Raw genomic sequence first — 26,958 nt, forward strand, 5'->3', positions numbered from 1 at the left:
CCACCGGACGAGGAGCGATAGCATGACGGTCATAGACGATCTTGCAGACAGAAAATCCGGCGTTGCAGCGCCCGCGCCGATCGGCAATGACCGGCAGCGGACCCTCCGGGCCGGTTTCATCCCGCTCGTGGATGCCTCGGTTCTGATCGCTGCGGCCGAATTCGGTTTTGCCGAGAAGGAAGGGCTGAAGCTCGACCTGGTGAAAGATGTCTCCTGGGCGAATGTTCGCGACCGTCTCGCCTTTCGCCAGTTCGACATTGCCCACATGCTCTCGCCCATGCCAGTGGCATCCATGCTCGGTCTCGGCTCGAACCCCTCGCCGACCATCACGCCCTTTTCACTCGGGCGGGGCGGCAACGCCATTACGCTTTCCACTGCGCTTTTCTCAAGGATGCAGGAGACGACCGGCTTGTCCGCGACAGCGGGGGCGCTGGAAAATGCCCGCGCGCTGAAAAGCGTGCTTGATGAGATGCGGGCCAAGGGAGAGCCCACGCCCACGCTTGGCATGACCTATCCATTCTCATCGCATAATTACGAATTTCGCTACTGGCTGGCAGCGGGTGGCATCCACCCGGACACGGATGTCAAGCTGGTGGTCGTGCCGCCACCGCTGACCTCCGACGCGCTTGCAGCCGGTGCAATCGACGGCTTCTGCGTCGGCGCTCCCTGGAACATGATTGCCTGCGAGCGCGGCGTCGGGCGCATCGTGGCCGTCAAGCAGGATATCTGGCCGTCCGCACCGGAAAAAGTCATCGGCATGCGCCCCGATTGGGCGGAGAGCCAGCAGGAAAGCGTGGCGAGACTTCTCGTGGCATTGGACGCCGCCGCCCGCTGGTGCGACGGCCTGGAAAATCGGCAGGCTTTGAGCGAAGCGCTTGCAGATCCGCGCTATATCGGCGCGCCTGAACATATTCTCCGACGCGTGTTGGGAGGCGAGTTCCATATCGACAGCCAGGGCAACCAGCGCGTCATCGACAAATACTTCCAGTTCCACGCCGATCACGCCAACGATCCGCAACCCAAACAGGCGCTCTGGATTTACAGCCAGATGATCCGTTGGGGACAGACCACGTTTTCGGCCGAGGGTGCCAAGGCTGCCGCATCCGCCTATCGTCCTGACCTGTATCGCGCGGCGCTAGGCACGGGCGGCGCTGCTCTTCAGGATGAAAACGATGGCGCAGGAGCACTTTTCATGGATGGAATGACCTTCGATCCCTCAGACATTCCAGCCTATGTCGAGCGCTTCCCGGTTAAGAATTCGGCCACGGCCCAACCCGCGACAGGCGACTTCTGAAGCATCGAGTGCTGCATTTTTGGAGCCAAGGGTCGGAGCGCAGATTAAATAATAGCCTGAAATTTTTTGGCTTAAATACCAACTACAGACCCTGCATCTAAAAAAACTTATATTTTTCAATTTAGTAGAGACACGCACAAAAACTGGCACGGTGCTTGCTTTGTGTAAAACGCTCGGGTCAACGGCGATCGGAGCAGCAGGAACGCGTTATCAGCGTTCTTCATACGACACAGACGTCGCAAGGTATGCAGCCCGGAACCTCCTCCCGTTCCGAAGGCGCATCACCGAGCGGCGTTTTTTTGTTTTTGGGCTTCGCAAAAGTCATAGGGCGCCCATGAGGCTGCCAAAAAGGGGAACATGCGACATGAAGAAAATGCTTTCCAGTTCGATCAGCCGCCGCTCGATCCTGAAGACGTCGGCCACTGCAGCCCTGATCACCGCCGTCCGAACGGCTTTCCCTTCTGGCGCCTTCGCCGCCACGTCCGAACCTGAAGTCAAGGGCGCAAAACTCGGCTTCATCGCGCTGACCGATGCGGCACCACTGATCGTCGCATCGGAAAAGGGACTTTTCGCCAAGCATGGTATGCCCGATGTCGAGGTGCTGAAGCAGGCCTCCTGGGGTGCTACGCGTGACAACCTCGTTCTCGGCGGCGCGTCCAACGGGATCGACGGTGCCCATATCCTGACCCCGATGCCCTATCTCATGCACACCGGCAAGGTGACGCAGAACAACGTACCGGTGCCGATGGCGATCCTCGCCCGCCTCAATCTCGATAGCCAGGGCATCTCCGTTGCCAAGGACTATACCGACACAGGCGTCCAGCTCGATGCTTCGAAACTGAAAGCTGCCTTCGAGAAGAAGAAGGCGGACGGCAAGGAAATCAAGGCGGCGATGACCTTCCCGGGCGGCACACATGATCTGTGGATCCGCTATTGGCTGGCGGCTGGCGGCATCGATCCGGACAAGGACGTCTCCACCATCGTCGTTCCGCCACCGCAGATGGTTGCCAACATGAAGGTCGGCAACATGGACGTCTTCTGTGTCGGCGAACCCTGGAACGAGCAGCTGGTCAACCAGGGCATCGGCTTTACTGCCTGTACGACCGGAGAACTGTGGAAGGGTCACCCAGAAAAGGCGCTCGGCATGCGTGCCGACTGGGTTGAGAAGAACCCGAATGCCGCCAAGGCCATGCTGATGGCCGTGATGGAAGCCCAGCAATGGTGCGACAGCATGGACAACAAGGAGGAGATGTCGACGATTCTCGGCAAGCGCCAGTGGTTCAACGTCCCGCCGAAGGACGTGCTCGGCCGTTTGAAGGGCGACATCAATTACGGCAACGGCCGCGTCGCTCATGGCACCGATCTCTACATGAAGTTCTGGAAGGACGCAGCATCCTATCCGTTCCAGAGCCATGACAGCTGGTTCCTTGCCGAAAACATCCGCTGGGGCAAGTTCGCGCCGGACACCGACATCAAGGCGCTGGTGTCTCAGGTCAACCGCGAAGATCTGTGGCGCTCTGCCGCGAAGGACCTGGGCGTTGCCGCTGCCGATATTCCGACCTCCACCTCCCGTGGCAAGGAAACCTTCTTCGACGGCAAGGTCTTCGATCCCGAAAACCCATCCGCTTACCTCGACAGCCTGTCGATCAAGGCCGCCTCCTGAGGACGCCATGGCTCCTCCGCAGCCGGCGGAGGGGCGCGCAACCCGTGCAACACACCATCCGGAAACAGGACAAGACCATGACCGCAACCGCACGCAAGACAGAAAGCACGGCCATCGCCGTTGCGACGCCAAAGGGCGGCACCGTGATCGCCATGAACCGCCGCCCGGTGTCGGTACTCTCTTTTCGCAAGATCGCCGTATCGATTGCGCGAAACGCCGTTCCGCCGCTCGTCGTCCTGATCATCCTGCTCGGCCTCTGGCAGGCGCTCTGTTCGGCGCCCGGCTCGTCACTGCCGCCTCCAAGCCAGGTGTTTGAGGAAAGCTACGACCTGATCGTCCACCCCTTCTTCCATTATGGGTCTCAGGATATCGGCCTTGGCTGGCGCGTTCTCGTTTCGCTCGAACGCGTTGCCTATGGGTTTGGTCTTGCGGCGATCGTCGGCGTCGTTGTCGGCGCCATCATCGGCCAGTCCGTCTGGGCGATGCGTGGCCTCGATCCGATCTTTCAGGTGCTGCGCACCGTCCCGCCGCTCGCATGGCTACCGTTGTCTTTGGCCGCGTTTCAGGACAGCAATCCATCCGCCATTTTCGTGATCTTCATTACCTCCATCTGGCCGGTCATCATCAATACCGCGGTCGGCGTGCGCAACATCCCGCAGGATTACCGAAACGTCGCGCAGGTGCTGCGTCTCAACCAGATCGAATTTTTCTACAAGATCATGCTGCCATCCGCCGCGCCCTACATTTTCACCGGTCTTCGCATCGGCGTAGGCCTCTCCTGGCTTGCCATCGTCGCGGCTGAAATGCTGACGGGAGGCGTGGGCATCGGCTTCTTCATCTGGGACGCGTGGAATTCATCCCGCCTGCCCGACATCATCGTGGCACTCGCCTATATCGGCGTCGTCGGCTTCGTCCTCGACAAGCTGGTGGCGGCCGCCGGAAAGCTCATCACCCGCGGCGCGGCAGCGAACTAGGAGGATTTCTTCATGAACGCCTATTTGAAGCTCGATCATATCGACAAATATTTCGACAAGGGCGGCAGCCGCGCCGAGGTGTTGAAGGGCATCAACCTCACCATCGACAAGGGCGAGTTCGTCTCCGTTATCGGCCATTCCGGCTGCGGCAAGTCCACCATGCTCAACCTGATTGCCGGCCTGACCAAGGTTTCCTCCGGCGTGGTGCTTTTGGAAAACCGCGAGGTCAACGAGCCGGGCCCGGAGCGCGCGGTCGTCTTCCAGAACCATAGCCTGCTGCCATGGCTCACCGTCTACGAAAACGTCAATCTCGGTGTAGAGAAGGTCTTCCGCTACACCAAGTCCAAGGCCGAGCGCCATGATTGGGTCATGCGCAATCTTGATCTCGTGCAGATGGCCCATGCGAAGGACAAGAAGCCATCCGAGATTTCCGGCGGCATGAAGCAGCGCGTCGGCATCGCCCGGGCCCTGGCGATGGAACCAAAAATCCTGCTGCTGGACGAGCCTTTCGGCGCGCTCGATGCGCTGACCCGCGCCCATCTGCAGGATGCGGTGATGGAAATCCATGCGCGGCTTGGCAACACCATGATCATGATCACCCACGACGTGGATGAGGCCGTTCTGCTTTCCGACCGTATCGTGATGATGACCAACGGCCCGGCCGCTCATATCGGCGAAATCCTCGATGTGCCGCTGGCACGCCCGCGCAATCGCATCGAGCTTGCCTCCGACCGAACCTATCTCAAATGCCGCGAAGCCGTGCTGAAGTTCCTCTATGAACGTCACCGCTTCGTCGAAGCAGCGGAGTAAGACCCATGTCCGAAACAAAGCCCCAGAAACTCGTCATCATCGGCAACGGCATGGCGCCGGGCCGCATGCTGGAGAACCTCTTCGAGACCGCTCCCGGTGTCTTCGACGTCACGATCTTCAATGCCGAACCGCGCGTCAATTATGACCGCATCATGCTCTCGCCGGTTCTCTCCGGTGAAAAGGCCTATGAGGACATCGTCATTCACAATGACGACTGGTATGCAGCCCATGGTGTGACCCTTCACAAGGGCGCGAAGGTCAGCCATATCGACCGCGAGCGCAAAACCGTCACCAGCGAAAACGGCATCACCGCCTCTTACGACAAGCTGGTGATCGCCACGGGCTCCTCGCCCTTCATCATTCCGGTTCCCGGGCACCAGTTGCCAGGCGTTCTCGCTTACCGTGATCTCGATGACGTAACGAAGATGCTGGAGATCGCCGGCGGCAAGGGCCGTGCCATCGTCATCGGCGCCGGTCTTCTTGGTCTCGAAGCGGCCTATGGACTGAAGCGTCAGGGCATGGACGTCACCGTCATTCACCTGATGCCGACCATCATGGAGCGCCAACTCGATCCGGCAGCGGCCTATCTTCTGGAAAAAGCGCTGACCGAACGTGGCATCGACATCATCACCAAGGCCAACACCAAGCGCATTCTCGGCGAAGACAAAGTCGAGGGCATCGAGCTGGAAGATGGCCGCGTCATCGAAGGGACCATGGTGGTCATGGCAGTCGGCATTCGCCCGGCCTCCGGCCTTGCCAAGGAAGCAGGTCTTGCCGTCAATCGCGGTATCGTCGTCGATGATGGCATGATGACGTCGGACTCCTCAATCTACGCGCTCGGCGAATGCGCCGAGCATCGCGGCATCTGCTATGGTCTCGTCGCGCCACTTTACGAAAGTGCCAGAGTTTTGGCCGACCGTCTGATCGGCGGCCAGTCCGAGTATCACGGCTCGGTCACCAATACGAAGCTCAAGGTGACTGGCATCAACCTCTTCTCCGCAGGCGATTTTGCCGAGGGCGATGGCCGTGAAGAGATCGTGCTGCGCGACGCGACGGCGGGCGTCTACAAACGCCTGATTCTCAAGGACAATCGTATCATCGGCGCGGTCCTCTATGGTGAGACCTCGGACGGTTCGTGGTTCTTCGACCTGATGAAAAAGGGCGCGGACATCACAGAGATGCGCGAAACACTGATTTTCGGCCAGTCCTATCAGGGGGGCTCCCCCCTGGACCCTATGGCGGCCGTTGCAGCCTTGCCGGATGATGCGGAAATCTGCGGCTGCAACGGCGTTTGCAAGGGAAAAATCACCTCCACCATCACCGGCAAGGGCCTGACCTCGCTTGACGATGTGCGCGCTCACACCAAGGCCTCGGCCTCCTGTGGCAACTGCACCGGGCTGGTCGAGCAGCTGATGACGCTGACGCTCGGCGACAGCTACAATCCCACAGCGGTGCAGCCCATGTGCAAATGCACCGATCTCGGCCATGACGATGTGCGCCGTCTGATCAAGGCCAAGGGGCTGAAGACCATTCCTGCCGTCATGCAGGAACTGGAATGGAAGACCTCCTGCGGCTGCGCCAAATGCCGTCCGGCGCTCAACTATTACCTCGTCTGCGACTGGCCGGATGAATATGCGGATGACTATCAGTCCCGCTTCATCAATGAGCGCGTTCACGCCAACATCCAGAAGGATGGCACCTATTCCGTCGTTCCGCGCATGTGGGGCGGCGTGACCAATGCAGGTGAGTTGCGCGCCATCGCCGATGTCGTCGACAAGTTCGAGATCCCGCTGGTGAAGGTGACCGGCGGCCAGCGTATCGATCTTCTCGGCATCGAGAAGGAAGACCTGCCCGCCGTCTGGGCCGATCTCGGCAAGGCTGGCTTCATCTCTGGCCAGGCCTATGCCAAGGGCCTGCGCACCGTCAAAACCTGTGTGGGCGAGCAATGGTGCCGCTTCGGCACGCAGGATTCCACCGGGCTTGGCATTCGCATTGAAAAGTTCATGTGGGGCTCGTGGACACCAGCCAAGCTGAAGCTTGCCGTTTCGGGCTGTCCGCGCAACTGCGCGGAAGCCACTTGCAAGGATATCGGTGTGATCTGCGTAGACTCCGGCTTCGAAATCCATTTTGCCGGAGCTGCGGGCCTCGACATCAAAGGTACTGAAATTCTCGGTCTGGTGAAGACTGCGGATGAGGCGCTGGAGCATATCGTGGCGCTGACGCAAATGTACCGCGAACAGGCCCGCTATCTTGAGCGCATCTACAAGTGGGCAAAGCGCATCGGCTACGACGAAATCCGCCGCCAGATCATGGATGACGCCGACAAACGCAAGGGCTTCTACGAGCGCTTTGTCTTCAGCCAGAAATTCGCCCAGGTCGATCCTTGGTCGGAGCGTGTGTCCGGCGAACACAAGCACGAGTTCAAGCCGATGGCGACCATCGGCTTCAATCAAGCCGCAGAGTGACCGTGGCTTTGAAAGCCATCGGTGCATAGCGCTGGGTGGTGGGGCGACATGGAGGAGATGTCGCCCCATCCCAAAACCTTCAACCGGACACAGGATGACGACGATGAACTGGGTCGAAATCGGCAATATCTCTGACATTCCACTGCGCGGCGCGCGCTGCGTAAAGACGCCGATGGGCAAGATTGCGGTGTTCCGCACAGCCGATAACGACGTCTATGCCATTGAAGATCACTGCCCTCACAAGGGCGGGCCGCTCTCTCAAGGCATCGTTCACGGCACGTCGGTGACCTGCCCTTTGCACAACTGGGTCATTTCGCTGGAAACCGGCAGGGCCGAAGGCGCTGACGAGGGTGCCGTGCGTACCATCCCCGTGCGCAACATCGATGGCAACCTGTCTATTGCGCTTGAAAGCATGATGATCGCTGCGGAGTAAGCATGGCACAAGAGGTCAAGACCACCTGTCCCTATTGCGGCGTCGGCTGTGGCGTCATCGCGAAGGTCGATAATGACGGTGGCGTTTCGGTGAAGGGCGATCCGGATCATCCCGCCAATTTCGGTCGGCTCTGCTCCAAAGGATCGGCACTTGGCGAAACGCTCGATCTCGACGATCGGCTGCTTTACCCGCACGTCGGTGGTGACCGAGTGAATTGGGATGAGGCGCTTGATCTCGTGGCCTCGAAATTCTCCGAAGCGATCGCGACCTATGGACCGGATTCGGTCGCCTTCTATGTCTCAGGACAATTGCTGACCGAGGACTACTATCTCGCCAACAAGCTGATGAAGGGCTTCATCGGCTCGGCCAATATCGACACCAATTCGCGGCTTTGCATGTCGTCCTCCGTCGCAGGCCATCGCCGCGCCTTCGGCTCGGACACGGTTCCAGGTGTCTACGAGGATCTGTTTCTCGCCGATCTCGTCATCCTGACCGGCTCCAATCTCGCTTGGTGTCACCCGGTCATCTATCAGCGCCTTGTAGCGGCCAAGGCCGAGCGGCCGGACATGAAGGTGGTGGTGATAGACCCACGCCGCACCATGACCTGCGACATTGCCGATATGCATCTTGCCATCAAGCCGGATGGGGATGTGGCGCTTTTTACCGGCCTGCTGGCGCATCTGGCCAAGGGAGCGACGCTCGACAAGACCTATATCGAAAGCCACACGCAGGGTTTCGAGGAAGCCGTCCGAACCGCCTCTGACATCAGCCTTGCCAGCTTGGTCGAGGCGACGGGTCTCAGCCTCGCCGAGCTTACCCGCTTCTATGAACTTTTCGAGCGCACCGAAAACGTCGTCACCTGCTACAGCCAAGGCGTCAACCAGTCGTCCAGCGGTACCGACAAGGTCAACGCCATCATCAACTGCCATCTGGCGACAGGGCGTATCGGCAAGCCCGGCGCGGGGCCGTTTTCGCTGACCGGTCAGCCCAATGCCATGGGCGGGCGCGAGGTGGGTGGTCTTGCCAATATGCTCGCCGCCCATATGGCCATCGAAAGCGCCGAGGACCGCGACCAGGTGCAGCGCTTCTGGAAAGCGCCGACAATTGCGAGTAAGCCCGGCCTCAAAGCCGTCGAACTTTTCCAGGCGGTGGCCGATGGTCGCATCAAGGCGCTCTGGATTATGGCGACCAATCCGGCAGTCTCCATGCCCGATGCCGGGGCCGTGGAAGCGGCGCTGAAGCAGTGTCCCTTCGTCGTCGTCTCCGACATCATGGGGACGACCGATACGGCACGCCATGCGCATGTGCTGCTGCCATCACTCGGCTGGGGCGAGAAGGACGGCACCGTCACCAATTCGGAACGGCGCATCTCCCGCCAGCGCGACTACCTTCCAGCGCCAGGTGAGGCGAAAGCCGACTGGTGGCAATTTGCCGAAGTCGGCAAGCGCATGGGCTACGCCGATGCGTTCACCTATGCCAATCCCACGGAGATTTTCGCCGAACATGCCAGCCTCTCGGCCTTCGAGAATAATGGCAGCCGTGATTTCGATATTGGCGCCTTTGCCGAGATCGGGCAACCGGCCTATGACGATCTGGCACCCTTCAACTGGCCACAGCGCTCCGGTGAGCGCCCCCACACGACGCGCTTCTTCGCCGATGGGAAATTCTTCCATGCGGATGGAAAGGCACGTTTCGTCTCCACAGCGCTGCCGCAGACGAGCCGCACCAGCGCCGACTATCCTCTGACGCTCAATACGGGCCGCATCCGCGATCAGTGGCACACCATGACCCGCACGGGCAAAAGCGCCCGGCTATCCTCACATCTGGCCGAACCATTCGTCGAGTTTCATCCCCGCGATGCGATGGAAGCGGGGATTGAGAGTGCCGATCTGGTGGAGGTGGAAAGCCCTCTCGGCACGGTGATCCTGCGCGCGCTCATCACCGACAGGCAGGCACGCGGCAGCCTCTTTGTGCCGATGCACTGGAACGATCAGTTCGCCGCCAAGGCCCGGATCGACAGGCTGGTGCCACCCAACACCGATCCCTTCTCCGGACAGCCGGCATCGAAGAATGTCGCCGTTGCGGCGCGCCGCTTTCAAGCAAAGGCCTATGCCTTTGCAGTGACTGCCACGACTCCGCAAAAGCCCGACTGCGCGTACTGGGCTCTCGCCAAGGCCAACGGAGGCTATCGTCTGGAGCTTGCCTTCGACACGCTGCCAGAAGACTGGATATCCTGGAGCCGAAAAATCTTCGGGATCGACGCTCGCATCGAACCGCTCGGCTATGCCGACAATCGAACCGGTGACATTCGGCTCGCCTTTTTTAACGAAGATAAGTTGTTGGCGGCGCTGTTTATCGCAGCTGCGCCCGTCGCCGTTGCGCGAAACTGGGCGGTCGCCCAGTTGAAAGAGCGGCATGAGGATCTACGCAACCGCTTCGCGCTCGTCGCTGGCAGGCCGGGCGCCGGCAGACCCGATCCCGGTGCCACCGTCTGCTCCTGCTTCAATGTGGGCATCAACCAGATCACCAGCGCAATCCGCGAGGGCTGCCACACGGTCGAGGCGGTGGGCGCCTGCGTAAGCGCCGGCACCAATTGCGGCTCCTGCCGGGCGGAAATCCGGACCATCATCGATGGCTGCCTGAAGACCGCAGCCGAGTGACATATCGACAGGAAACGAGGTGGGGAAGCCTTACAGCATCGGCCCGAAAGTCGGACTCGGTTTTCTTAAAGCAGGATGCGGCAACCAGCTCTCGTGAGCCGGCGATCGCGCCTGGAAGACAAAACTAGATATCGGAGAGGTTCCAGAAAAGAAAAAGCCTGCCGCGGGAGGAGGTGCGGCAGGCTTTGAACTTGATTGGCAATTGGGAGGAGGAGTATCGCCAATCCACATCGAACAACGCTGGGAGGAGGAGTGCGTCGTTTCGATGATCAATATATACTCCCGTCACCCGGCGCTGAAAAGCGCGACACTCGCAGGGCAGCAATGCACAAATTGCATAACTGCTCTTGCTATGACGTTTTTTTGATCACTGCGTGTCACGATGGACCTGGAAGCCTGCAAAGGATTGGTTCACTGGCATCAACTCGATGGCGTTGATGTTGATGTGCTTCGGCTGAGACACCACCCAGTGAATGGTGTTGGCGATATCCTCCGGCAGGATCGGGTTGACGCCTTTGTAAAGCGTGTCGGATGCCTGCTGGTTGCCGCCGGTGCGCACCAGCGTGAACTCGGTTTCGCACATGCCCGGCTCGATGGACGTGACGCGCACGCCTTTGCCGTGAAGATCCGATCGTAGGCCAAGCGAAAACTGGCGCAGGAACGCCTTGGTACCGGCATAGACATTGCCACCGGCATAGGGCCAGCTCGCTGCAACAGAAGATAGATTGACGACAATGCCACGGCGCTCGATCAGTGTCGGCAGCAAGTGGTGGGTAATGTTCAAAAGTCCCGTAATATTGGTGTTGACCATGGTGTGCCAGTCCTGCAGCGGCACTTGCGGTGCAGGTGCCGTTCCAAGGGCCAGACCGGCATTGTTGACCAGGACGTCGATTGCAGAAAACTCCTGCGGCAATTCAGCGAAAGCCGAACGCATCGCCTCCTGATCGGTGATGTCGAAGGCCAGACCGTGGAAGGAGGGCCCGAGTTCATCTTTGAGGTCCTGGAGACGCTCGGCGCGACGGCCGGTGCCGATAACCTTCCAGCCATGGCTTGCAAAGAGACGGGCGGTGGAAAGGCCGAAGCCAGAGGTCGCTCCGGTGATGAGAATCGTGGCTGTCATATCTGCTCTCCGCTTGATGGTGCTGTTTAGAGAAGCTTTGCCGCGGCAAGCTTCAGGCACTCTCTGAATGCCGTCAGATCGGTATAGAGTTCCTCAGGTGCCGCATCTCCAACGATGATGGCCCCGCCCCGGCGCAGGATGCTGCCATGAAGCATGAGGTTGTCGACCATGTCGAAGTTCTCGACGGAAAGCCCGTCGGGTCCTCTGTAACGCCCATCATCGCTAAGCGAGACATCGCCGGCATAGTGATCGTGGATGCGGGTGAAATGGTTCTTCGCCATATTGGTATAGGCGAACACCGGCTTGCCGAGAGCGCACATGAAGCCGAGCTCGAAGCTCGTACCGACATCAGCTGCTATTCCCCGGAAGGGCGTCAGGTTGGCAATGACGGCGTCCGCCTCAAGCATCATATGCTCGTCGATGGCGTTGATATTGCAGCCGTGGCCGGTCTTTGTGTCGGCAGGCGGAATTTCAAGATCGCCGGGAGACAGTGGGGTGAAGCCGGCGTCTCGGGCAAGCTGTGCCTTCGCATCCAGCATGTCGCGCGCGTTGGAGAGAAAGACCTCAGGTCCCGCGAGATAGATTTTCTTGGTCATGGATATGGGAATTTCGTCATTGGCAGGAATTTGATGTCAACCTAGACCGCGACCGCCTGACGAGGCAAGAGCGCCTGGAGCATCGGCCCGAAAATCGAGATCGATTTTCGCAATAGCATGATGCGACTATTCAAAAAAGATGAGCGTCCTTGGCGCGTCCAGCAACACCCCACCGCGCTCCAGGGCCAAAAGCGGTATCGCCGACAGCCACTTTGCGCTATAGCCGGAACCGGAAGACGCGTAACCGGAGTACCAAATGGCTGCCAAGATCCGCTATCATGAAGGCGATATTTCTGCGAGCGATGCCGCGCGCTATACAGGCGCAATCGCCGTCGATACGGAAACGCTCGGTTTGGTACCGCGTCGCGACAGGCTGTGTGTCGTACAGCTTTCACCCGGCGACGGCACGGCCGACGTCGTACGCATTGCCGCCGGGCAGAAGGACGCGCCAAACCTCGTCGCGATGCTGGAGGATCCGAGCCGAGAGAAGATTTTCCATTATGGCCGTTTCGATATCGCCGTGCTGTTCCACACCTTCGGCGTGACGACGACGCCGGTCTTCTGCACCAAGATCGCGTCCAGGCTTTGCCGGACCTATACGGACAGGCACGGACTGAAAGACAATCTGAAAGAGATGCTGGAGATCGACATCTCCAAGGCACAGCAATCCTCAGACTGGGCAGCCGAGACGCTTTCCCCGGCGCAGCTCGAATATGCCGCATCCGATGTTCTCCATCTGCATGCGCTTCGCGACAAGCTCACCCACCGGCTGATCCGTGACGGCCGCTACGACCACGCCACCGCCTGCTTCGCCTTCCTGCCCACACGGGCAAAGCTCGATCTTCTCGGCTGGGACGATACAGATATCTTCGCCCATAGCTGAGGCGGTCCGTGGCGACGCCACACGCTTATGGTTAGCAGTCGATTAACGATTCCCCGTCATGATTGCTCTTAATGATTCGTCCGCCTGCTTTCGAAGGGTAGGCTTTGGATATCATTCCCCGGCGGTGCGGATGACGAGCAATGGCTCGAGCGCATCCCTGAGTATCAAAGCTGCGACGCGATGACAGCGGATCAACGCGCTTCGGACCGAAGAAAGAGCGCGCCATGTTGCCGCCCGTCAGTGCCGTCACAGCAGGAGAATTTTCCTCGCAGACTGCGGGGCAGAAGCAGGATGCTGTCAGTTCGTCGATCAATCAGCCAAATGTCCCGCAGGCCATCTCCGATACCTCCCCCAATCCCCCGGTCGTCGCGGCACGCGCCGTCTCCGGCGAAGCGGAGCTTCACCGCACTGGAACCGTGCTGACAGAGGTTCTGGGCTCGCTTCTGGGAATGGAGCGCCTGGAGGGGGAAGATGCCGAAGCCTATGTGAACCGTCTCACCTCGGCCCTCCAATCTCTCCCATTGGCGCAGAAAGCCGCACTCGAACAGCAACTGGGAAAGCTGCTGAAGGGCATGACGATTGCGCTCATGCTGGACATTCTGAAAAACAACGCCGGACCCAATGCCGCAAGGCTGGCGGTGATGCTGGAACTGGCCCGTGTCGGCCAGTCGAAGGATGGCGTGAAGGTGGCGCTGACGCCCTATCTTCAGGACCTTATGCCCGACAGCCCATCCCTTACTCCGCTGCCAATCAAGGTGCCGGCCCCCGCCTTGCAGGGTCCTCGACCGCCGCTTTCGCCAGACCAAAGCGTCTCTTCGCCAGGCAAACCTGTGGCCCCCACTCCGGCACCAACAGGGGGCGTGACAGACGACGTACCCGCTCCGACATCCCATCCTGCTCAGACCGCACCAGAGGTATCTGCAAGACTGACGGCGCAGTCGCCTCTCTTTCCTCCCCAGAATACCACGTCAGCGACGGCCTCCACTCCCGCAGCCCCTGGCGCGCCTCAAGCTTCATCGCCCGTACCCCAAGCGCAGGCGTCTCCGCCACCCGCTCCGTCCAGCAATGCCGGATCATCCATCGCGCTTCCGCCGAATGCGGAGCTACCGATGGTGATGCCAGATGGCACGATGGACGATGCTGCTCTTGCTTCTTTCTTGAAAGCGGACGCGGCAACGATTGCGGCGCAGATTCGTGGTGCGAGCCCGCAGGACATGGAGAAACTGCTATTGGCTGTGCTGCTTGGCAGACTGCCTGAGCGCGCCGATCCGCTTGCAGACACATCTTCCGCGCTGCCAGTCCTACCACACGAAGAAGGCTCCAATGCCGAGGCCACCAAAAAGCAGCAGGTCATGACAACCGGACAGCCGCAAGCGCACGCCACCGACGCCCCGAGTGAAGAGGCGGCCACCGGGATCCTGCGCCCGGAAGCGCAAACAACCGCACGCGCTTCGGTCGCCGCCGACGGCAAGACCCTCGTCTTCGAGCAGGCGGCACTTCAATCCGCCGTCGCCTCGCTGGTGACAAAGCCCGGCACACCGCTTCCCTTCGTCAACTACCCGATCGAGGAGCAGAAGCGCGATGAGGAGGCGCCGCCCCGCGGTCGCTGGCCCTCCTCTGAAGGCGAAGGCGAAGCCGGGGAAGAGGCCGGACATGGCCAGACGGACCAGAACGACGCGAAGCAAGATCATCCAGACGATCTATCCGGCCAGGAAGAGCGCGTGGCCGCCAATGATGAGCCGGTCGATCACTCGGTTTCCGATGGCGCGCGCGAAGATGGCCGGGTGGGCGATGCCGAATCCTACTATCTGCGAATGGGCAACTTCGCCTGATCTGCTCGCGAAGATCCCACAAAGTGCGTCTTGCCCCCTGACAGCTGGAAATAACCGCAACAAAAAACCCGCCGGATCGCCCCGGCGGGTTCTTTTAAGCTTTAGAAGCTGACGATTACTCGCCGCGGTTCTTCAGAGCCGCGCCAAGGATATCGCCGAGCGAAGCGCCGGAGTCGGACGAACCGAACTGAGCGACGGCTTCCTTCTCTTCTGCGATTTCCAGAGCCTTGATCGAAAGCATGACCTTGCGATCCTTCTTGGAGAAGTTGACGACGCGGGCGTCGAGAACCTGACCAACCGAGAAACGCTCAGGACGCTGATCGTCACGATCGCGTGCCAGGTCGTTGCGGCGAATGAAGGAGGTGATGTCTTCGTGGTTGACGAGCTTCACTTCGATGCCGCCTTCGTTGACGCCGATGACTTCAGCGGAAACGACAGCGTTCTTGCGAAGTTCGCCAGACGTTGCAGCTTCGCCGACGGAATCCTTGCCGAGCTGCTTGATACCGAGAGAGATACGCTCCTTCTCGACGTCAACGTCCAGAACGACAGCCTTGACGACGTCGCCCTTGTTGAACTCTTCGATGACCTGCTCGCCGGGACGGTTCCAGTCGAGATCCGACAGGTGAACCATGCCGTCGACATCGCCTTCGAGGCCAATGAACAGGCCGAATTCGGTCTTGTTCTTGACTTCGCCTTCAACTTCAGTGCCGGCCGGATGGCTGTAGGCAAATGCCTGCCATGGGTTTTCCAGCGTCTGCTTGAGGCCGAGCGAGATACGGCGCTTGGACGGATCGACTTCGAGAACGACAACGTCGACTTCCTGGCTCGTGGACAGGATCTTGCCGGGATGTACGTTCTTCTTGGTCCAGGACATTTCGGAAATGTGGATCAGGCCTTCGATGCCCGGCTCCAGCTCGACGAATGCACCGTAGTCGGTGATGTTCGTGACCGTACCGGAGATCTTCTTGCCAACCGGGTACTTGGCAGAGATGCCATCCCACGGATCGGACTCGAGCTGCTTCATGCCGAGCGAGATACGGTGGGTTTCCTGGTTGATGCGGATGATCTGAACCTTGACCTGCTGGCCAATGTTGAGGATTTCCGAAGGATGGTTGACGCGGCGCCATGCCATGTCGGTGACGTGCAGCAGGCCGTCGATGCCGCCGAGGTCAACGAACGCACCGTAATCGGTGATGTTCTTGACGACGCCGTCAACAACCTGGCCTTCTTCGAGGTTCTGAACGATTTCAGAACGCTGCTCGGCACGGGACTCTTCCAGAACCGTACGGCGCGACACGACGATGTTGCCGCGACGCTTGTCCATCTTGAGGATTTCGAAGGGCTGCGGGTTGTGCATCAGAGGCGTTACGTCGCGGATCGGACGAATGTCGACCTGCGAACGCGGAAGGAAGGCAACAGCGCCATCGAGATCGACCGTGAAGCCGCCCTTGACCTGGTTGAAGATAACGCCTTCAACGCGCTCGCCAGCTTCGAACTTGGCTTCGAGCTTGACCCAGCTCTCTTCGCGGCGAGCCTTCTCGCGCGACAGAACGGCTTCGCCCAGAGCGTTTTCGATGCGCTCGACATAAACTTCGACTTCGTCGCCGACTTTCAGCGTGCCGTCCTTGGACTTGGCACCGAATTCCTTGAGCGGAACGCGGCCTTCGACCTTGAGGCCAACGTCAACAATCGCGACATCCTTTTCGATGGCCGTTACGATGCCCTTGGCAACGTAGCCTTCGGCCAGGTCGTTGGAAGCAAAGGACTCTTCGAGCAGGGCTGCGAAATCGTCGCGCGTGGGGGTAGCTACAGACATTAAATCTCCTGAAGTGTCCGTTTCATCAAGGGACACACAAGCGCCGGGGGTTTGCGTTGATCATTCCCGAAATCCATGCCCGCCTTGTCGTGCAAGGCTTTCCGGCGCAGGGCATGCTTTCGGGACATTCCAGAACGGAAATCGGACCTGCCGGTTCCCGTGCAATTCTCATTTCTTCAGCGCGGCATCGATAATCGCTTTTGCCGCTTGAAACGCCGCCTCTATACTCATTTCCGACGTATCAAGCAAGTGCGCGTCTCCTGCTGGTTTCAAAGGACTATCAGACCGGCCCATGTCCCGCTCGTCACGCTTCTTCACATCTGCGAAAATCGCCTCGTAATCGGCAGTCCCGCCGCCCGCGACAATCTCGTCATAACGTCTCCTGGCGCGGATTTCGGGCGAGGCCGTGACGTAAAGCTTCACCGGCGCCTCCGGGCAGACAACCGTGCCGATATCGCGCCCATCCAGAACCGTGCCGGGCTCGCGCAGAGAAAAGGCACGCTGCGCCGTCACCAGTGCGCGCCGCACCGCGGGCATGACCGCAATCTTCGAAGCCGCCTCGCCCACCTCATGTCGCGAAAGAACCGAGCGATCCAGCCCGGCAAGATCGAGATGGAGCGCGGTCGCTTCCGCTATTGCCTCATCATCCAGAGGCTTGCCCGCATCAAGAAGTGCCTTGGCGGTGGCGCGATAGGTCAGGCCGGTATCGAGGTGATGGAAGCCGTAAACCTCGGCGATCTTGCGCGAAAGCGTACCCTTGCCTGCGGCCGCGGGACCATCGATGGCGATAATAAAAGTCATGGGGATAAAATCTCGAATGGACGTTTGTCTCGGCTTCGGGCTCTATCATAAAGAATGCGAGTATTCACCCCGAGAGCGGCCGAAAACTTCCACCCCCGTAATCCCATGCAGTTTATCTTTGACAGGCACCACGGCAGGGATTAAGGGGACCGGCTATAAATTTACCGTCTACTGCCGAATTCACGGCGTTAAGACCGAACTCATTCAAAAATTCGAGGCTTTGACAGTGGCAAAAGCGGAACTTGGAACCAAGCGCACCGACCCCGATACCGGCAAGAAATTCTACGACCTGAACCGCGACCCGGTTGTCTCTCCTTACACCGGCAAGTCCTGGCCGCTTTCCTTCTTCGAGGAAACGACGGCTCAGGCCAAGATGGAACAGGCCGAGGAAGAGGACGTACAGGAAGTCGATACCGAAAGCACGGATGTCGAACTCGTTTCGCTGGAAGACGCCGATGGCGACAACACCAACGACGAAGTTCCTGATGATATCGGCGATGACGATGTCGAACTGGACGACGACGATGACACCTTCCTCGAAGCCGATGAAGATGACGACGATGACGACGTCTCCGGCATCATCGGTGTCGGCGGCGACGACGAAGAGTCCTGATTTTCCAAAGTTTTTTCGCCCGGCCACAAAAAAATGTTGCCGGGCGAACTTTTCGGCTTGCCATCTTCATTCATGAGAAGTATCAAGCCGCCACCGAACGGAAACAACCGCTTCGGTTCCCGGAACCGGATCAAACATACCGGAACCCTTATGGGGCTATAGCTCAGCTGGGAGAGCGCTTGCATGGCATGCAAGAGGTCAGCGGTTCGATCCCGCTTAGCTCCACCAAATTTTCCAGCGACTGATCAAAATCTCACTAATCGCAAGTTTCGCATTGATCGCCGCTTCCATCCGAAACGTGTGATCGATTTCTCTTGCTATTCCGCTGCAAAGAGCGGCTATCTCTTCTTTTAAAGAGGAGAATCGAATGGCCAAGGGTCAGGTAAGAGGCAACAAAGAAATCCGCAAACCCAAGAAGGACAAGGCCCCACCGCCTGCCGCTCCTACTCTGGGTGCGAAGACAGTCGAAGCCAGCAAGCAGAAGAAGCCTCAGTAATTCTTCTCTTTATCCACATGTGGCGCGGGTCGCCGGGATTTTCCGAGACCCGCTAGGCAGCTGCGAAGATTGTCGCTATCAAAACGGACACGGCGGCGTCGGGGACCTGAGTTCGCACGTTTCGACAAGGGATGGCTTTCGAGCACAGATTTCTTCGGAACGCCCCTTAATTCATTTTACTGCAAGCCGAGAAATGAACCGTCATGTAAACCTGCGACAAAACCGACACGCGTGGTCGCCGACTATTCTCGACGTTTAAAGACTCAGACCTAGAGCATTTTTCCAGGCTTCGCCCGCTAAACTAGTAAGCGGCTTAAAAAGTAGCGCAACGACGAGTGACCACCAAAGTGCGCGATGACGCGCGGGAGAACTGTTCTGATCAATTATTTCCGTGAATGGAAATGCCCACTTTGCATAGCTGAACATGAAGCGATAAATCCATATCGCACTCAAAGCGATATAAAGATAAGCGGCACCGACAACCACAGGACTAGTTAGTCCAAGCCACTTTGAAACGAATGGCTCAAACGCCCAGCATGCATAGAGAGCTAACGGCAAGGCAACAACGAACAGGAATAGATCGTAGATCATCCCGCCGTGGAACCAGGTTCGTATTGGCCGTCTGCGCGTGATGTTTCTTCTGACGACCGCTTCCAACCCGCCCTGCCAACCTGGTCGGTTTCCAGAAATAGCCAAGCTCGTGTTATTGGGGGTTGGCTCAGATAGTACACTGCCAGCATCGAACAATGCCGGGGTCCGTAGATCAATTATAACTTCAAAAGCGTGTTCGGGCCGAACCCCAACTGTTTGCTGATACGGTGTTATGTTGGACAGGTGAATCACTCGTATACGCGGGCCCTCGTCTTCAACCTTGACTATGTCAGGATCGGTATCGTGAACAGCGTCGCCGTTCTCAAATTCCACAGTTCCTAAAATCTTAAATGTGTCGCGCCTTGCGTTTTCTTTATAGGTTTCGAACTCCTCGGCCGACTGGTCCGTCGGCTTCACTAACCGCGCTAATTCTATCTCGCCCTGCTCTGATACAACTTCATTAAGTTCCCTCCACATTCGTCGAACGCTGCTCAGTGTTAGAGAGATAGAGCCAAGAGGGATCTTCTTATTCGTCAAAGTTGGCATCGAAACCTCAGGCACCGTTGTCTGAAGAAAGACTTCACATCTGCTTATACTTTTTTGTCAATCTTCTTAATTATCCCGCACCGCGTTATTCACTGCTGGTTTATGAACGCGCCTCTCGCGATGTCTATCTCGATACGTCCTCAGCTTGAGTTTCGCTGTGCCCTTGACTTCTGTGAGCAGTCACGGGTCCCACAGCGTGCAGACTTAGGGGCATAGTGGCTAGACACTTACAGGCGAGCAGAAACCAAGTTTCTGTTGGCTACACTGTGACAATGAAAATTAATTTGGAAACGAGGTATCGCTCCTGAACACCGTGCTGACGCTAACCAGCAATGCCTCCGAAAAGAGAGTCTGACTACAACACCAGCAGAGACGCTTCGATCTCGTGCAGCGACATTATAGCTAGATCGATGACACAGAGAACTTATTCCTCGTCCCCATCATCCCCCGACAGATGATTGCGCGTCGACTGCTTCACTTGCCCCACATGCATAATCAGCCCCGAGATCACGATAGGATCAACGTCGGCCATCATGTCTTTCAGCCAGCCGTCATGGGCCTTTGCCATGGCGTCGAAGGTTGTGCGGCCCTTGTCGGTGAGGTGGGCGACGATGACGCGGCGGTCGTCGGGGAGGCGTTCGCGGATGACGAGGCCGTCTGCTTCCAGCCGCTCCACCAGACCGGTGATATTGCCGTTGGTCACCATTGTCCGCTTGGAGAGTTCGCCAAGCCGCAGGCCGTCGTTTTCGCGGTAGAGCTGCGAGAGAAGATCGAACTGCGGCAGCGTGGCGCCGAATTCGCGGCGCAGGCGGCGACGGATTTCCTGGGAGATGAGTTTGGTCGTAGACAGCAAGCGCAGCCACAGGCGCAGTTCCTGTTTCTTGCCATCCTGCGTATCGCTGATGATCGCTTCCAGATCGATAGCCGACATAACCCATCCCTTGTCCTGAAGTGTGCCGCGGTCTCTCATGCAGAACCCGGGCTCTTCAAGTTTCTTGTTCTAACGCATGGCCCGTAACGGCAAAACCTCTGCCTGCTTTTTACGAGACATGCTCTTATCGGTAGTCTAGAACACCATTCGTGCTGCGGGGTCAACATTCTCAAAGCTTCAAGCAATGTTTCGGCAGCGGCGGACGGGCGATTGCGAGGCTTGGAGTTCTCAAGCTGGCATGCCTTCGTGATGCGGTACGCTTCCGATATATGCATGTACAGATTTGGCAAAATCTTCAGAGCAGCGCGGTTTGGCTGGGAGTCACCTCAAGCCGCAGCTATGTCACTCACCTCGCTGATTTTAAGGCACCATCACGCCTCTTCAAACCTCTTCCGAAAAACAATTTAAGCTTAAACAAAATTCTTGCATATCCATATTTTTGGTCATAGGTTTTTCCCATTATCGCATCTGCTTCTTTCAGCAGCGCTGACGAAGCAGGAACAGACGGTTCAAAAAAGGGGAACTTGAATGACCGATGCTTCGATGATTGCAGGGCTTGCCAGCGGGTTGCTTTCCGGCAAGGTGAAGGTGGTGGATCTGACCGCGCCGCTTGGGCCGGACACGCCGGTTCTTTATCTGCCGCCGCAGTTCGGCAAGAACACCCCCAATGTCAAAGTCCACACCATTTCCGCCTATGACCAGGACGGCCCGTTCTGGGCGTGGAACTGGCTGGAGCTTGGGGAACATACCGGCACCCATTTCGACGCGCCGTGCCATTGGATTACCGGCAAGGACAATGCCGAAAACACGACCGACACCATTCCCCCGCAGAACTTCGTCGCGCCGGTCAACGTCATCGACCGCTCAAAGGAAGCGGCTGAAAACCCGGATTACCTGCTGACTGTCGAGAGCATTCAGGAATGGGAAGCAGAGCACGGCGCGATCGAGCCCGGCACCTGGGTGCTGCTGCGCACCGACTGGTACAAGCGCAACGGCTCGACGGAGACCTTCCTCAATGCCGATGAGACCGGTCCGCACTCCCCCGGCCCAACAGCGGAAGCCATCGAATATCTTCTCTCCAAGGGCATCATCGGCTGGGGCCAGGAAACCATCGGCACGGATGCAGGCTCCGCAGGCGGCATGAACCCGCCCTTCCCGGCCCACAACCTCATGCACAAGGCAAACAAATACGGTCTTGCCAGCCTCTGCCATCTCGATCAGTTACCGCCAAAGGGCGCGATCCTGATTGCGGCGCCCCTGAAGCTGGTCAAGGGAACCGGCTCGCCCGTGCGTGCGCTGGCGCTCGTTGCCTAAGCCAGCCTGGCACAGCCTTATCTATCGGTCGGAGGCGTGGTTCACGCCTCCGCATCGCCCATCATGAAGATGCGGCCTCCGCGTCTCCCGGAGTTTCCCCATGGCTGATCCTGATTACATCATCGTCGGAAGCGGCATCAATGCGCTGGTGGCTGCAGCTCTCTTAGGCAAGAAGGGCAAGCGCGTCCTGCTGCTTGAGAGAAACGACCGCATCGGCGGCTGCCTGCGCACCGAAGAGATCACCCTTCCAGGCTTTCGCCACGATGTCATGGCAACGACCATGGTTCTGTTTTTGACCTCACCTGCCTTTGCCGCTCTCGGCAAGGATCTGGAGGAGCGAGGGCTGGAATTCTGCCACACGTCGATGCCAACCGGCGTTCTGCGGCCGGATGGCACGCATGCCATTCTCTCCATGGATCGTGCCCGCAACATTGCCCATTTCGATGGCATCTCCGAGGGGGACGGCAAGGCCTTCGACCGGGAGATGGGTCGTTTCGCATGTAATGCCGGCTTCGTCTTCGGCCTGCTCGGCGGCAATCTCTGGTCCACGGCGACAGCCAAGCTGCTTGGTCGCGAGGTCTGGAAACGGGGTTTGAAGGGACTTACCGCATTTTTCGGTGAAGCCTTGGCGCCCGCGCGTGGCTATCTCGAAACAACCTATCGGTCCGAAGAGCTGCGTGGGCTCTTTGCGCCCTGGGCGCTGCATTGCGGCCTCGGGCCGGAGAGCGCCTATTCCGCAGAAATGACCCGCGTCATCGGCTTTGCCATCGAGGCGGCGGGTTGCCCAATCGTCAAAGGCGGGGCCGATAATCTGCTGGCAGCCTTCGAGAGGCTGATCACCGATCAGGGCGGCAGCATCATGCGCAACGCCGATGTTGAGCGGGTCGATGTCGATGGGTCCGGCAAGGCCGTCGGCGTCACGCTCGCCGATGGAAAGCAATTGCGCGCAGCCCAAGGCGTCATCGCATCCGTTACGCCACACCAGCTTTACGAGCGCCTGCTCAGCGCCTCATCCACCGCCCTGCCCCAGCCCGTTCAGGAAGGACTTGCCAGCTATCGATACGGCAAGGGCAACATGCAGATCCATTATGCGCTGAAGGCACCCCCGCGTTGGCGCGCCGGGGAGGAACTGAGCAAGGTGGCGCTACTGCATCTAACCCCTGGTCTCGATGGCGTGTCTCGCTCCGCCAATGAAGCCGAACGCAGTCTTCTTCCGGCAGAACCGACGGTCTGCGTCGGCCAGCCGACATCGCTCGACCCAAGCCGCGCGCCGGATGGCGCTGCCATTCTCTGGCTGCAGGTGCCGGATACGCCGCGCCATATCAAGGGCGATGCGGCCAACGAGCTTGCCTGCCCGGCGGACGGCCGCTGGACGGAGACGCTGCGAGAAGCCTTTGCCGATCGCATAGAAACCACGCTGCGCGCACAGATCGAGAATTTCGACGCGATCGTTCTGAAACGCCGAGCCTACGCGCCGACGGACCTGGAGGCGATGAACATGAACCTCGTCGGCGGTGACCCTTACGGCGGTTTCTGCGGGCTCGACCAATTCTTTCTCTGGCGTCCGTTCAAAAGCTCGGTTAACCACAAGACCCATGTTGCGGGGCTCTACCATATCGGGGCGTCCACGCATCCAGGTCCGGGTCTGGCAGGCGGCTCCGGTTTCCTGCTCGCCTCGTCTTTGCGCTGATAAAGGGATGAAAGCACATGGATAACGGCTTTTCCGTCGAATTCCTCGGAAATCCCGACGACCAGACCAAACGCATTCCCAGCCTCGGTGAGATCGGGCTCAACAATTTTGCGCCCTACATCATGAACCGCATCATGGCGCGGTGGAATGCGAACCTTGCCGAAGACATGAAGGCGCGCGACGTCACCACCGTGAAGATGCGCGCCCTTGCCGTCCTTAACGTCTCCTCGTCGCTCACCATCAACGAGCTTTCCGTCTTCGCCGTCACCGAGCAATCGACCATGAGCCGAACGCTGGATTCGCTTGAGGAACAGGGCCTCGTGCGCCGCGTGCCGCGCGCGGACGACATGCGGGTGCGCGATGTGACAATTACCGATGAAGGCCGCGCCGTGTTCGAAGATGTCTGGCCGATCATGTACAACGACATGTGCCGGATGTTCAAAGATATCGACGACGAGGAATATCGCGCTTTCGTGACGACCCTGCACAAGATCCTGCGCAACATCCGTCGTCACGATATCTAGAGGACAATCGGTCAGCCGCTTTGACGCAGGTCTCCACAGGCGCAGGCATCGTTTGCCGCTTCTTGTTGTCCCGTCACCTCAACCGCCTCCCATTTGCGCAGCCGCGATGTCTTGCCGATTCCCGGATTGAAGCTGTTGGTTGGGTCCAGTTGACGGTAGAAGGCCTTGAGTGCTGGCTTTGCCTCATAGAGGTGGCCGACATTGTGCTCCGCCGGATATTCTGCGCCGCGCACGTCCAGCGTTTTCATGATCGCGTGCTCCAGCGCTTCGCAATCCACACCCTTATGCACCAGATATTCCTGATGCATCACCTGGCAGAGAAAATGGCCAACGTAGATTTTCAGCGCAATCTTGTCGCTGATCTCTTCTGGCAGCGTCTCGAACCAGTCGATCGTATCGCGTGGCAGGGCGACGTCGAGCGCCACGATATCCTCGATCGTCTTGCGATGAACGGCGCGGTAACGCACCACGGCGCCCCCCGTGACAAACCTGTTGAGGAAGGCCGCCTGTCCCTCTTCCTTCGTGCATTCCAGAAAGTCACCGTTGAGGCCCGGAAAGATCGAATTCAGGTAGTCGCGCATTTCCGCAATGCAGGCGCCACCGGTGCGAAACATCAGGTGATGCGCATAGCGGTCGCGATAGTCGATGAGACGCCTCGGAAGGTGTTCGGGTAGGAGCCGGCTCAAAGTCTGAAGCAGACGATCCGACAGCGTCTTGCCAAGCCCGAGCATTTCAGTGACGCCATCGAACCAGCTTTTCGCCGCATAGGCGCGGGGCACATTGACCGAGCCAAACTTCTGAATGAAGACGAAGAGATCCTTGCCATAGGTCTGCGCTGCGCCAAACGCATCGGCATGCATATACTCGCCGGCAATGGGCAGGTTACGAAACTGGCCCAGCACGTGGCGGCGGATCGTCTGCAGCGCGGCAGGGTCGTTGCTGCCCACGTAGAAGACCTGCTCTTGCGCCTCGGCAGCAAAGGTATCCATGCGCACCGCAAAAACGGCAACCTTGCCGGCAGAGCCGGAAACCTCGTAATGCCGCCTTGGATCAGCGTTGAAACGCGCTGGCGTCGAGGCATCGATATCGCGGACATAGTTTGCATATTCGCGGTCGGATGCCCACGCGCCATTTTCGTCGTGGATGTCGGCGGCGGTGTAGTCGCCGCGGTCCAGACGCGCCAGAACATCTTCCGGGTTCTGTCCAAGTTCAACGCCCAGATGGTTGACGAGCTCGAGCTTGCCGTCAGCATTCACCCGCGCAAACAGCGAAAGCTGCGTGTAAGCCGGGCCGCGATGGACCAGCGAGCCGCCGGAATTATTGCACACACCGCCCGTCACCGAAGCACCGATGCAGCTTGAGCCGATGACGGAATGGGGCTCGCGCCCAAGCAGCTTCAATCGGCGTTCGAGACTTTCAAGCGTCGCACCCGGCAAGCATATGACCTGTGCACCATCGCGGATCAGATCGACGCGCGAGAGGCGCATGGTGTTGATGATGACGATTGGCCGGTCATATCCGTTTCCGAAGGGCGTGGAGCCGCCAGTCAGACCGGTGTTTGCGGCCTGGAGGATAATCGCCACATCAGCGTCCACGCAGGCTTGCAAGACATGCCACTGTTCCAAGAGCGTGCCCGGCTGAACGGCTGCAGCAATCTCCCCGTCTCCGTAACGATAGCCGGTGCGGAAGCGACGGGTGGCGCGGGCGCCGACGTGGACATGGCTGTCGCCTGCAATGCTGCGCAAACGTTCGATGAGGGTCGTGATCATGGAAGGAGCCTTTCGATCCTTGCAGGCCGTCCATCTCCTCAATACGGGACGTCATGCTGATATCGTGGTCGGCCTGGTATGGCAGGTCGCGTTATTTTAGGAGAAGTCCGGCGGGTGTAAATCCGCTGTTGCCTAATAGGGATATAACATTAGCAGATAGCGAAACCATCACCTGAGCGTCAAGAGCCGGATAAACTCGGAGGCTGCCGGTGGCAGGGGTGTGCGGGTGCGGGTAATCAGCTCATAGGCCTGGCTCTTGGAATGAAGCCTGAAAGAGAGTTTGCGGGCAATGCCGAGACCTGCAAACACATTGGCAACATCATTGGACAGGAGGGCAACGTAGTTCTGGCTGGACTGAACCAGAGACATGGTTGCGAAGGCGGATCGCGTCTCGACAAGCGTGCGAGGAAAGGCAAGACCCGCCTGCTGATACTCCTGTTCCAACGACAAGCGCATCGGCATCCGCGCCGTGTAGACGATCCAGCGCGAGTCGGAAAAGTCGGTGAGCGTTACGCGCTTGCGCCCCACCAGCGGATGCGCCGGATTGGCGACGACCGTCAGAATTTCATCCTGAAAGGCAAAGACATCGTAGAGTTCGGGTGTCGGACTGACGGAACTGCGACCAATCACCAGATCAAGGTCGCCGCGATCGAGTTGGCGCAGAAGCTCGCCGCTCGTATCCTCCAAAATCTCGATCGACACGCTTGGAAATCTTTCGGTGAAGGCAAGTACAGCCTCCGTCACCAGCGGCACCGCACCCATGATGGTGCCGACCCGCAGCCGGGCCCACTCTCCGTCGGCAATATGGCGCAACTCTTCCTGAAAGCTTCGAACCTGAGACATCATCACCTTCGCATGGCGGATGGCGCATTGACCTGCGGGTGTTGCCGACAGCCCGCGATTGGTGCGTACGAAAAGCTGCTGCTGCGCGGTTTCCTCTATTTCCTGGAGGCTTTTGGTGGCCCGAGGCTGGCTCATGCCGATACGTGCGGCGGCAGCCTTGAGCGAGTTGGCATCATCGATGGTAGCAAGCAAGTGGATCTGCCGCATCGTGAGACGGCCAAGCCCGCGCATCGTCTGATCCATCATCATATATTCCCTCCCGTTATACCCATATCGACACTTAGCGCATTTACG

22 protein-coding genes and 1 tRNA gene are annotated in these 26,958 nt (G+C 58.9%); 15 read left to right on the top strand and 8 right to left on the bottom strand.

Going from position 1 to position 26,958, the window contains the following annotated elements; genetic code table 11:
- Positions 1-22: 22 nt before the first annotated feature.
- The 7 genes from ACTJK5_RS20785 to ACTJK5_RS20815 all read left to right on the top strand — a co-directional run bounded on the left by ACTJK5_RS20785 (position 23) and on the right by ACTJK5_RS20815 (position 10,299).
- Entirely contained in the window at positions 23-1,294 is a 1,272-nt protein-coding gene (locus tag ACTJK5_RS20785) for a CmpA/NrtA family ABC transporter substrate-binding protein (protein WP_153312810.1), read from the top strand.
- Positions 1,295-1,658: 364 nt separating this feature from the next.
- Positions 1,659-2,957 (top strand): CmpA/NrtA family ABC transporter substrate-binding protein, encoded by a 1,299-nt coding sequence (locus ACTJK5_RS20790; protein WP_113272385.1) that lies wholly within the window; start codon positions 1,659-1,661, stop codon positions 2,955-2,957.
- A 77-nt stretch (positions 2,958-3,034) separates the two neighbouring features.
- Entirely contained in the window at positions 3,035-3,931 is an 897-nt protein-coding gene (gene ntrB / locus ACTJK5_RS20795) for a nitrate ABC transporter permease (protein ID WP_153312811.1), read from the top strand.
- 12 nt (positions 3,932-3,943) lie between these two features.
- Entirely contained in the window at positions 3,944-4,741 is a 798-nt protein-coding gene (locus ACTJK5_RS20800) for an ABC transporter ATP-binding protein (protein ID WP_111850834.1), read from the top strand.
- 5 nt (positions 4,742-4,746) lie between these two features.
- Positions 4,747-7,206 carry a nitrite reductase large subunit NirB gene (gene nirB / locus ACTJK5_RS20805; protein WP_440613142.1) on the top strand — a complete coding sequence of 820 codons (2,460 nt, stop codon included), beginning with the start codon at positions 4,747-4,749 and terminating at the stop codon, positions 7,204-7,206.
- Between the two features lie 103 nt (positions 7,207-7,309).
- Positions 7,310-7,639: a nitrite reductase small subunit NirD gene (gene nirD, locus ACTJK5_RS20810; protein WP_113272417.1), complete on the top strand. Its 330-nt coding sequence runs from the start codon at positions 7,310-7,312 to the stop codon at positions 7,637-7,639.
- Between the two features lie 2 nt (positions 7,640-7,641).
- Positions 7,642-10,299 (top strand): nitrate reductase, encoded by a 2,658-nt coding sequence (locus ACTJK5_RS20815; RefSeq protein ID WP_153312813.1) that lies wholly within the window; start codon positions 7,642-7,644, stop codon positions 10,297-10,299.
- Between the two features lie 367 nt (positions 10,300-10,666).
- Here ACTJK5_RS20815 and ACTJK5_RS20820 read toward each other — a convergent pair whose 3' ends face one another.
- Positions 10,667-11,419 (bottom strand): SDR family oxidoreductase, encoded by a 753-nt coding sequence (locus ACTJK5_RS20820; RefSeq protein ID WP_153312814.1) that lies wholly within the window; start codon positions 11,417-11,419, stop codon positions 10,667-10,669.
- 26 nt (positions 11,420-11,445) lie between these two features.
- Positions 11,446-12,015 (bottom strand): nucleoside 2-deoxyribosyltransferase, encoded by a 570-nt coding sequence (locus tag ACTJK5_RS20825; RefSeq protein ID WP_062597599.1) that lies wholly within the window; start codon positions 12,013-12,015, stop codon positions 11,446-11,448.
- 256 nt (positions 12,016-12,271) lie between these two features.
- Here ACTJK5_RS20825 and ACTJK5_RS20830 point away from each other — a divergent pair, with 256 nt between their 5' ends.
- Positions 12,272-12,898, top strand: coding sequence for a ribonuclease D (locus ACTJK5_RS20830; RefSeq protein ID WP_144622889.1), 627 nt, complete (start codon positions 12,272-12,274; stop codon positions 12,896-12,898).
- Positions 12,899-13,122: 224 nt separating this feature from the next.
- Positions 13,123-14,730, top strand: a complete 1,608-nt coding sequence (locus ACTJK5_RS20835; RefSeq protein ID WP_440613143.1) for a hypothetical protein — start codon at positions 13,123-13,125, stop codon at positions 14,728-14,730.
- A gap of 115 nt (positions 14,731-14,845) precedes the next feature.
- Here the strand turns inward: ACTJK5_RS20835 and rpsA are convergent, their stop codons facing one another.
- Both rpsA and cmk read right to left on the bottom strand, forming a co-directional pair.
- Positions 14,846-16,546 (bottom strand): 30S ribosomal protein S1, encoded by a 1,701-nt coding sequence (gene rpsA, locus ACTJK5_RS20840; protein WP_062427705.1) that lies wholly within the window; start codon positions 16,544-16,546, stop codon positions 14,846-14,848.
- 168 nt (positions 16,547-16,714) lie between these two features.
- Complete coding sequence (gene cmk / locus ACTJK5_RS20845) at positions 16,715-17,347, bottom strand: (d)CMP kinase (RefSeq protein ID WP_153312816.1); 633 nt, start codon at positions 17,345-17,347, stop codon at positions 16,715-16,717.
- Positions 17,348-17,573: 226 nt separating this feature from the next.
- Between cmk and ACTJK5_RS20850 the strand changes: the two genes are divergently transcribed.
- From ACTJK5_RS20850 to ACTJK5_RS20860, 3 genes are all read left to right on the top strand, one after another.
- Positions 17,574-17,960 carry a TIGR02300 family protein gene (locus ACTJK5_RS20850; protein WP_062427762.1) on the top strand — a complete coding sequence of 129 codons (387 nt, stop codon included), beginning with the start codon at positions 17,574-17,576 and terminating at the stop codon, positions 17,958-17,960.
- 152 nt (positions 17,961-18,112) lie between these two features.
- Positions 18,113-18,188 (top strand) — tRNA-Ala (locus ACTJK5_RS20855).
- 139 nt (positions 18,189-18,327) lie between these two features.
- Complete coding sequence (locus ACTJK5_RS20860) at positions 18,328-18,456, top strand: hypothetical protein (protein WP_272865816.1); 129 nt, start codon at positions 18,328-18,330, stop codon at positions 18,454-18,456.
- Positions 18,457-18,711: 255 nt separating this feature from the next.
- On the opposite strand, the gene ACTJK5_RS20865 is transcribed toward ACTJK5_RS20860, so the two are convergent.
- The gene (locus tag ACTJK5_RS20865; protein ID WP_153312817.1) at positions 18,712-19,593 is read right to left on the bottom strand and encodes a hypothetical protein; all 882 of its coding nucleotides are present in this window, start codon (positions 19,591-19,593) and stop codon (positions 18,712-18,714) included.
- Positions 19,594-20,017: 424 nt separating this feature from the next.
- Positions 20,018-20,563, bottom strand: a complete 546-nt coding sequence (locus tag ACTJK5_RS20870) for a MarR family transcriptional regulator (RefSeq protein ID WP_236769812.1) — start codon at positions 20,561-20,563, stop codon at positions 20,018-20,020.
- 489 nt (positions 20,564-21,052) lie between these two features.
- Between ACTJK5_RS20870 and ACTJK5_RS20875 the strand changes: the two genes are divergently transcribed.
- From ACTJK5_RS20875 to ACTJK5_RS20885, 3 genes are all read left to right on the top strand, one after another.
- Positions 21,053-21,838 (top strand): cyclase family protein, encoded by a 786-nt coding sequence (locus tag ACTJK5_RS20875; RefSeq protein WP_153312819.1) that lies wholly within the window; start codon positions 21,053-21,055, stop codon positions 21,836-21,838.
- A 100-nt stretch (positions 21,839-21,938) separates the two neighbouring features.
- On the top strand, positions 21,939-23,528 hold the full coding sequence (locus ACTJK5_RS20880) for a phytoene desaturase family protein (protein ID WP_153312820.1): 1,590 nt from the start codon (positions 21,939-21,941) through the stop codon (positions 23,526-23,528).
- Between the two features lie 17 nt (positions 23,529-23,545).
- Entirely contained in the window at positions 23,546-24,052 is a 507-nt protein-coding gene (locus ACTJK5_RS20885) for a MarR family winged helix-turn-helix transcriptional regulator (protein ID WP_062445126.1), read from the top strand.
- An 11-nt stretch (positions 24,053-24,063) separates the two neighbouring features.
- On the opposite strand, the gene dld is transcribed toward ACTJK5_RS20885, so the two are convergent.
- Together dld and ACTJK5_RS20895 are read right to left on the bottom strand one after the other, a co-directional pair.
- Positions 24,064-25,821, bottom strand: coding sequence for a D-lactate dehydrogenase (gene dld / locus ACTJK5_RS20890; RefSeq protein ID WP_153312821.1), 1,758 nt, complete (start codon positions 25,819-25,821; stop codon positions 24,064-24,066).
- Positions 25,822-25,989: 168 nt separating this feature from the next.
- The gene (locus tag ACTJK5_RS20895) at positions 25,990-26,913 is read right to left on the bottom strand and encodes a LysR family transcriptional regulator (RefSeq protein WP_236769814.1); all 924 of its coding nucleotides are present in this window, start codon (positions 26,911-26,913) and stop codon (positions 25,990-25,992) included.
- Positions 26,914-26,958: the final 45 nt, after the last annotated feature.

Origin of the sequence: Agrobacterium sp. 22094 (assembly GCF_052046015.1) — a bacterium.
Classification (GTDB): Bacteria; Pseudomonadota; Alphaproteobacteria; order Rhizobiales; family Rhizobiaceae; genus Agrobacterium; species Agrobacterium cavarae.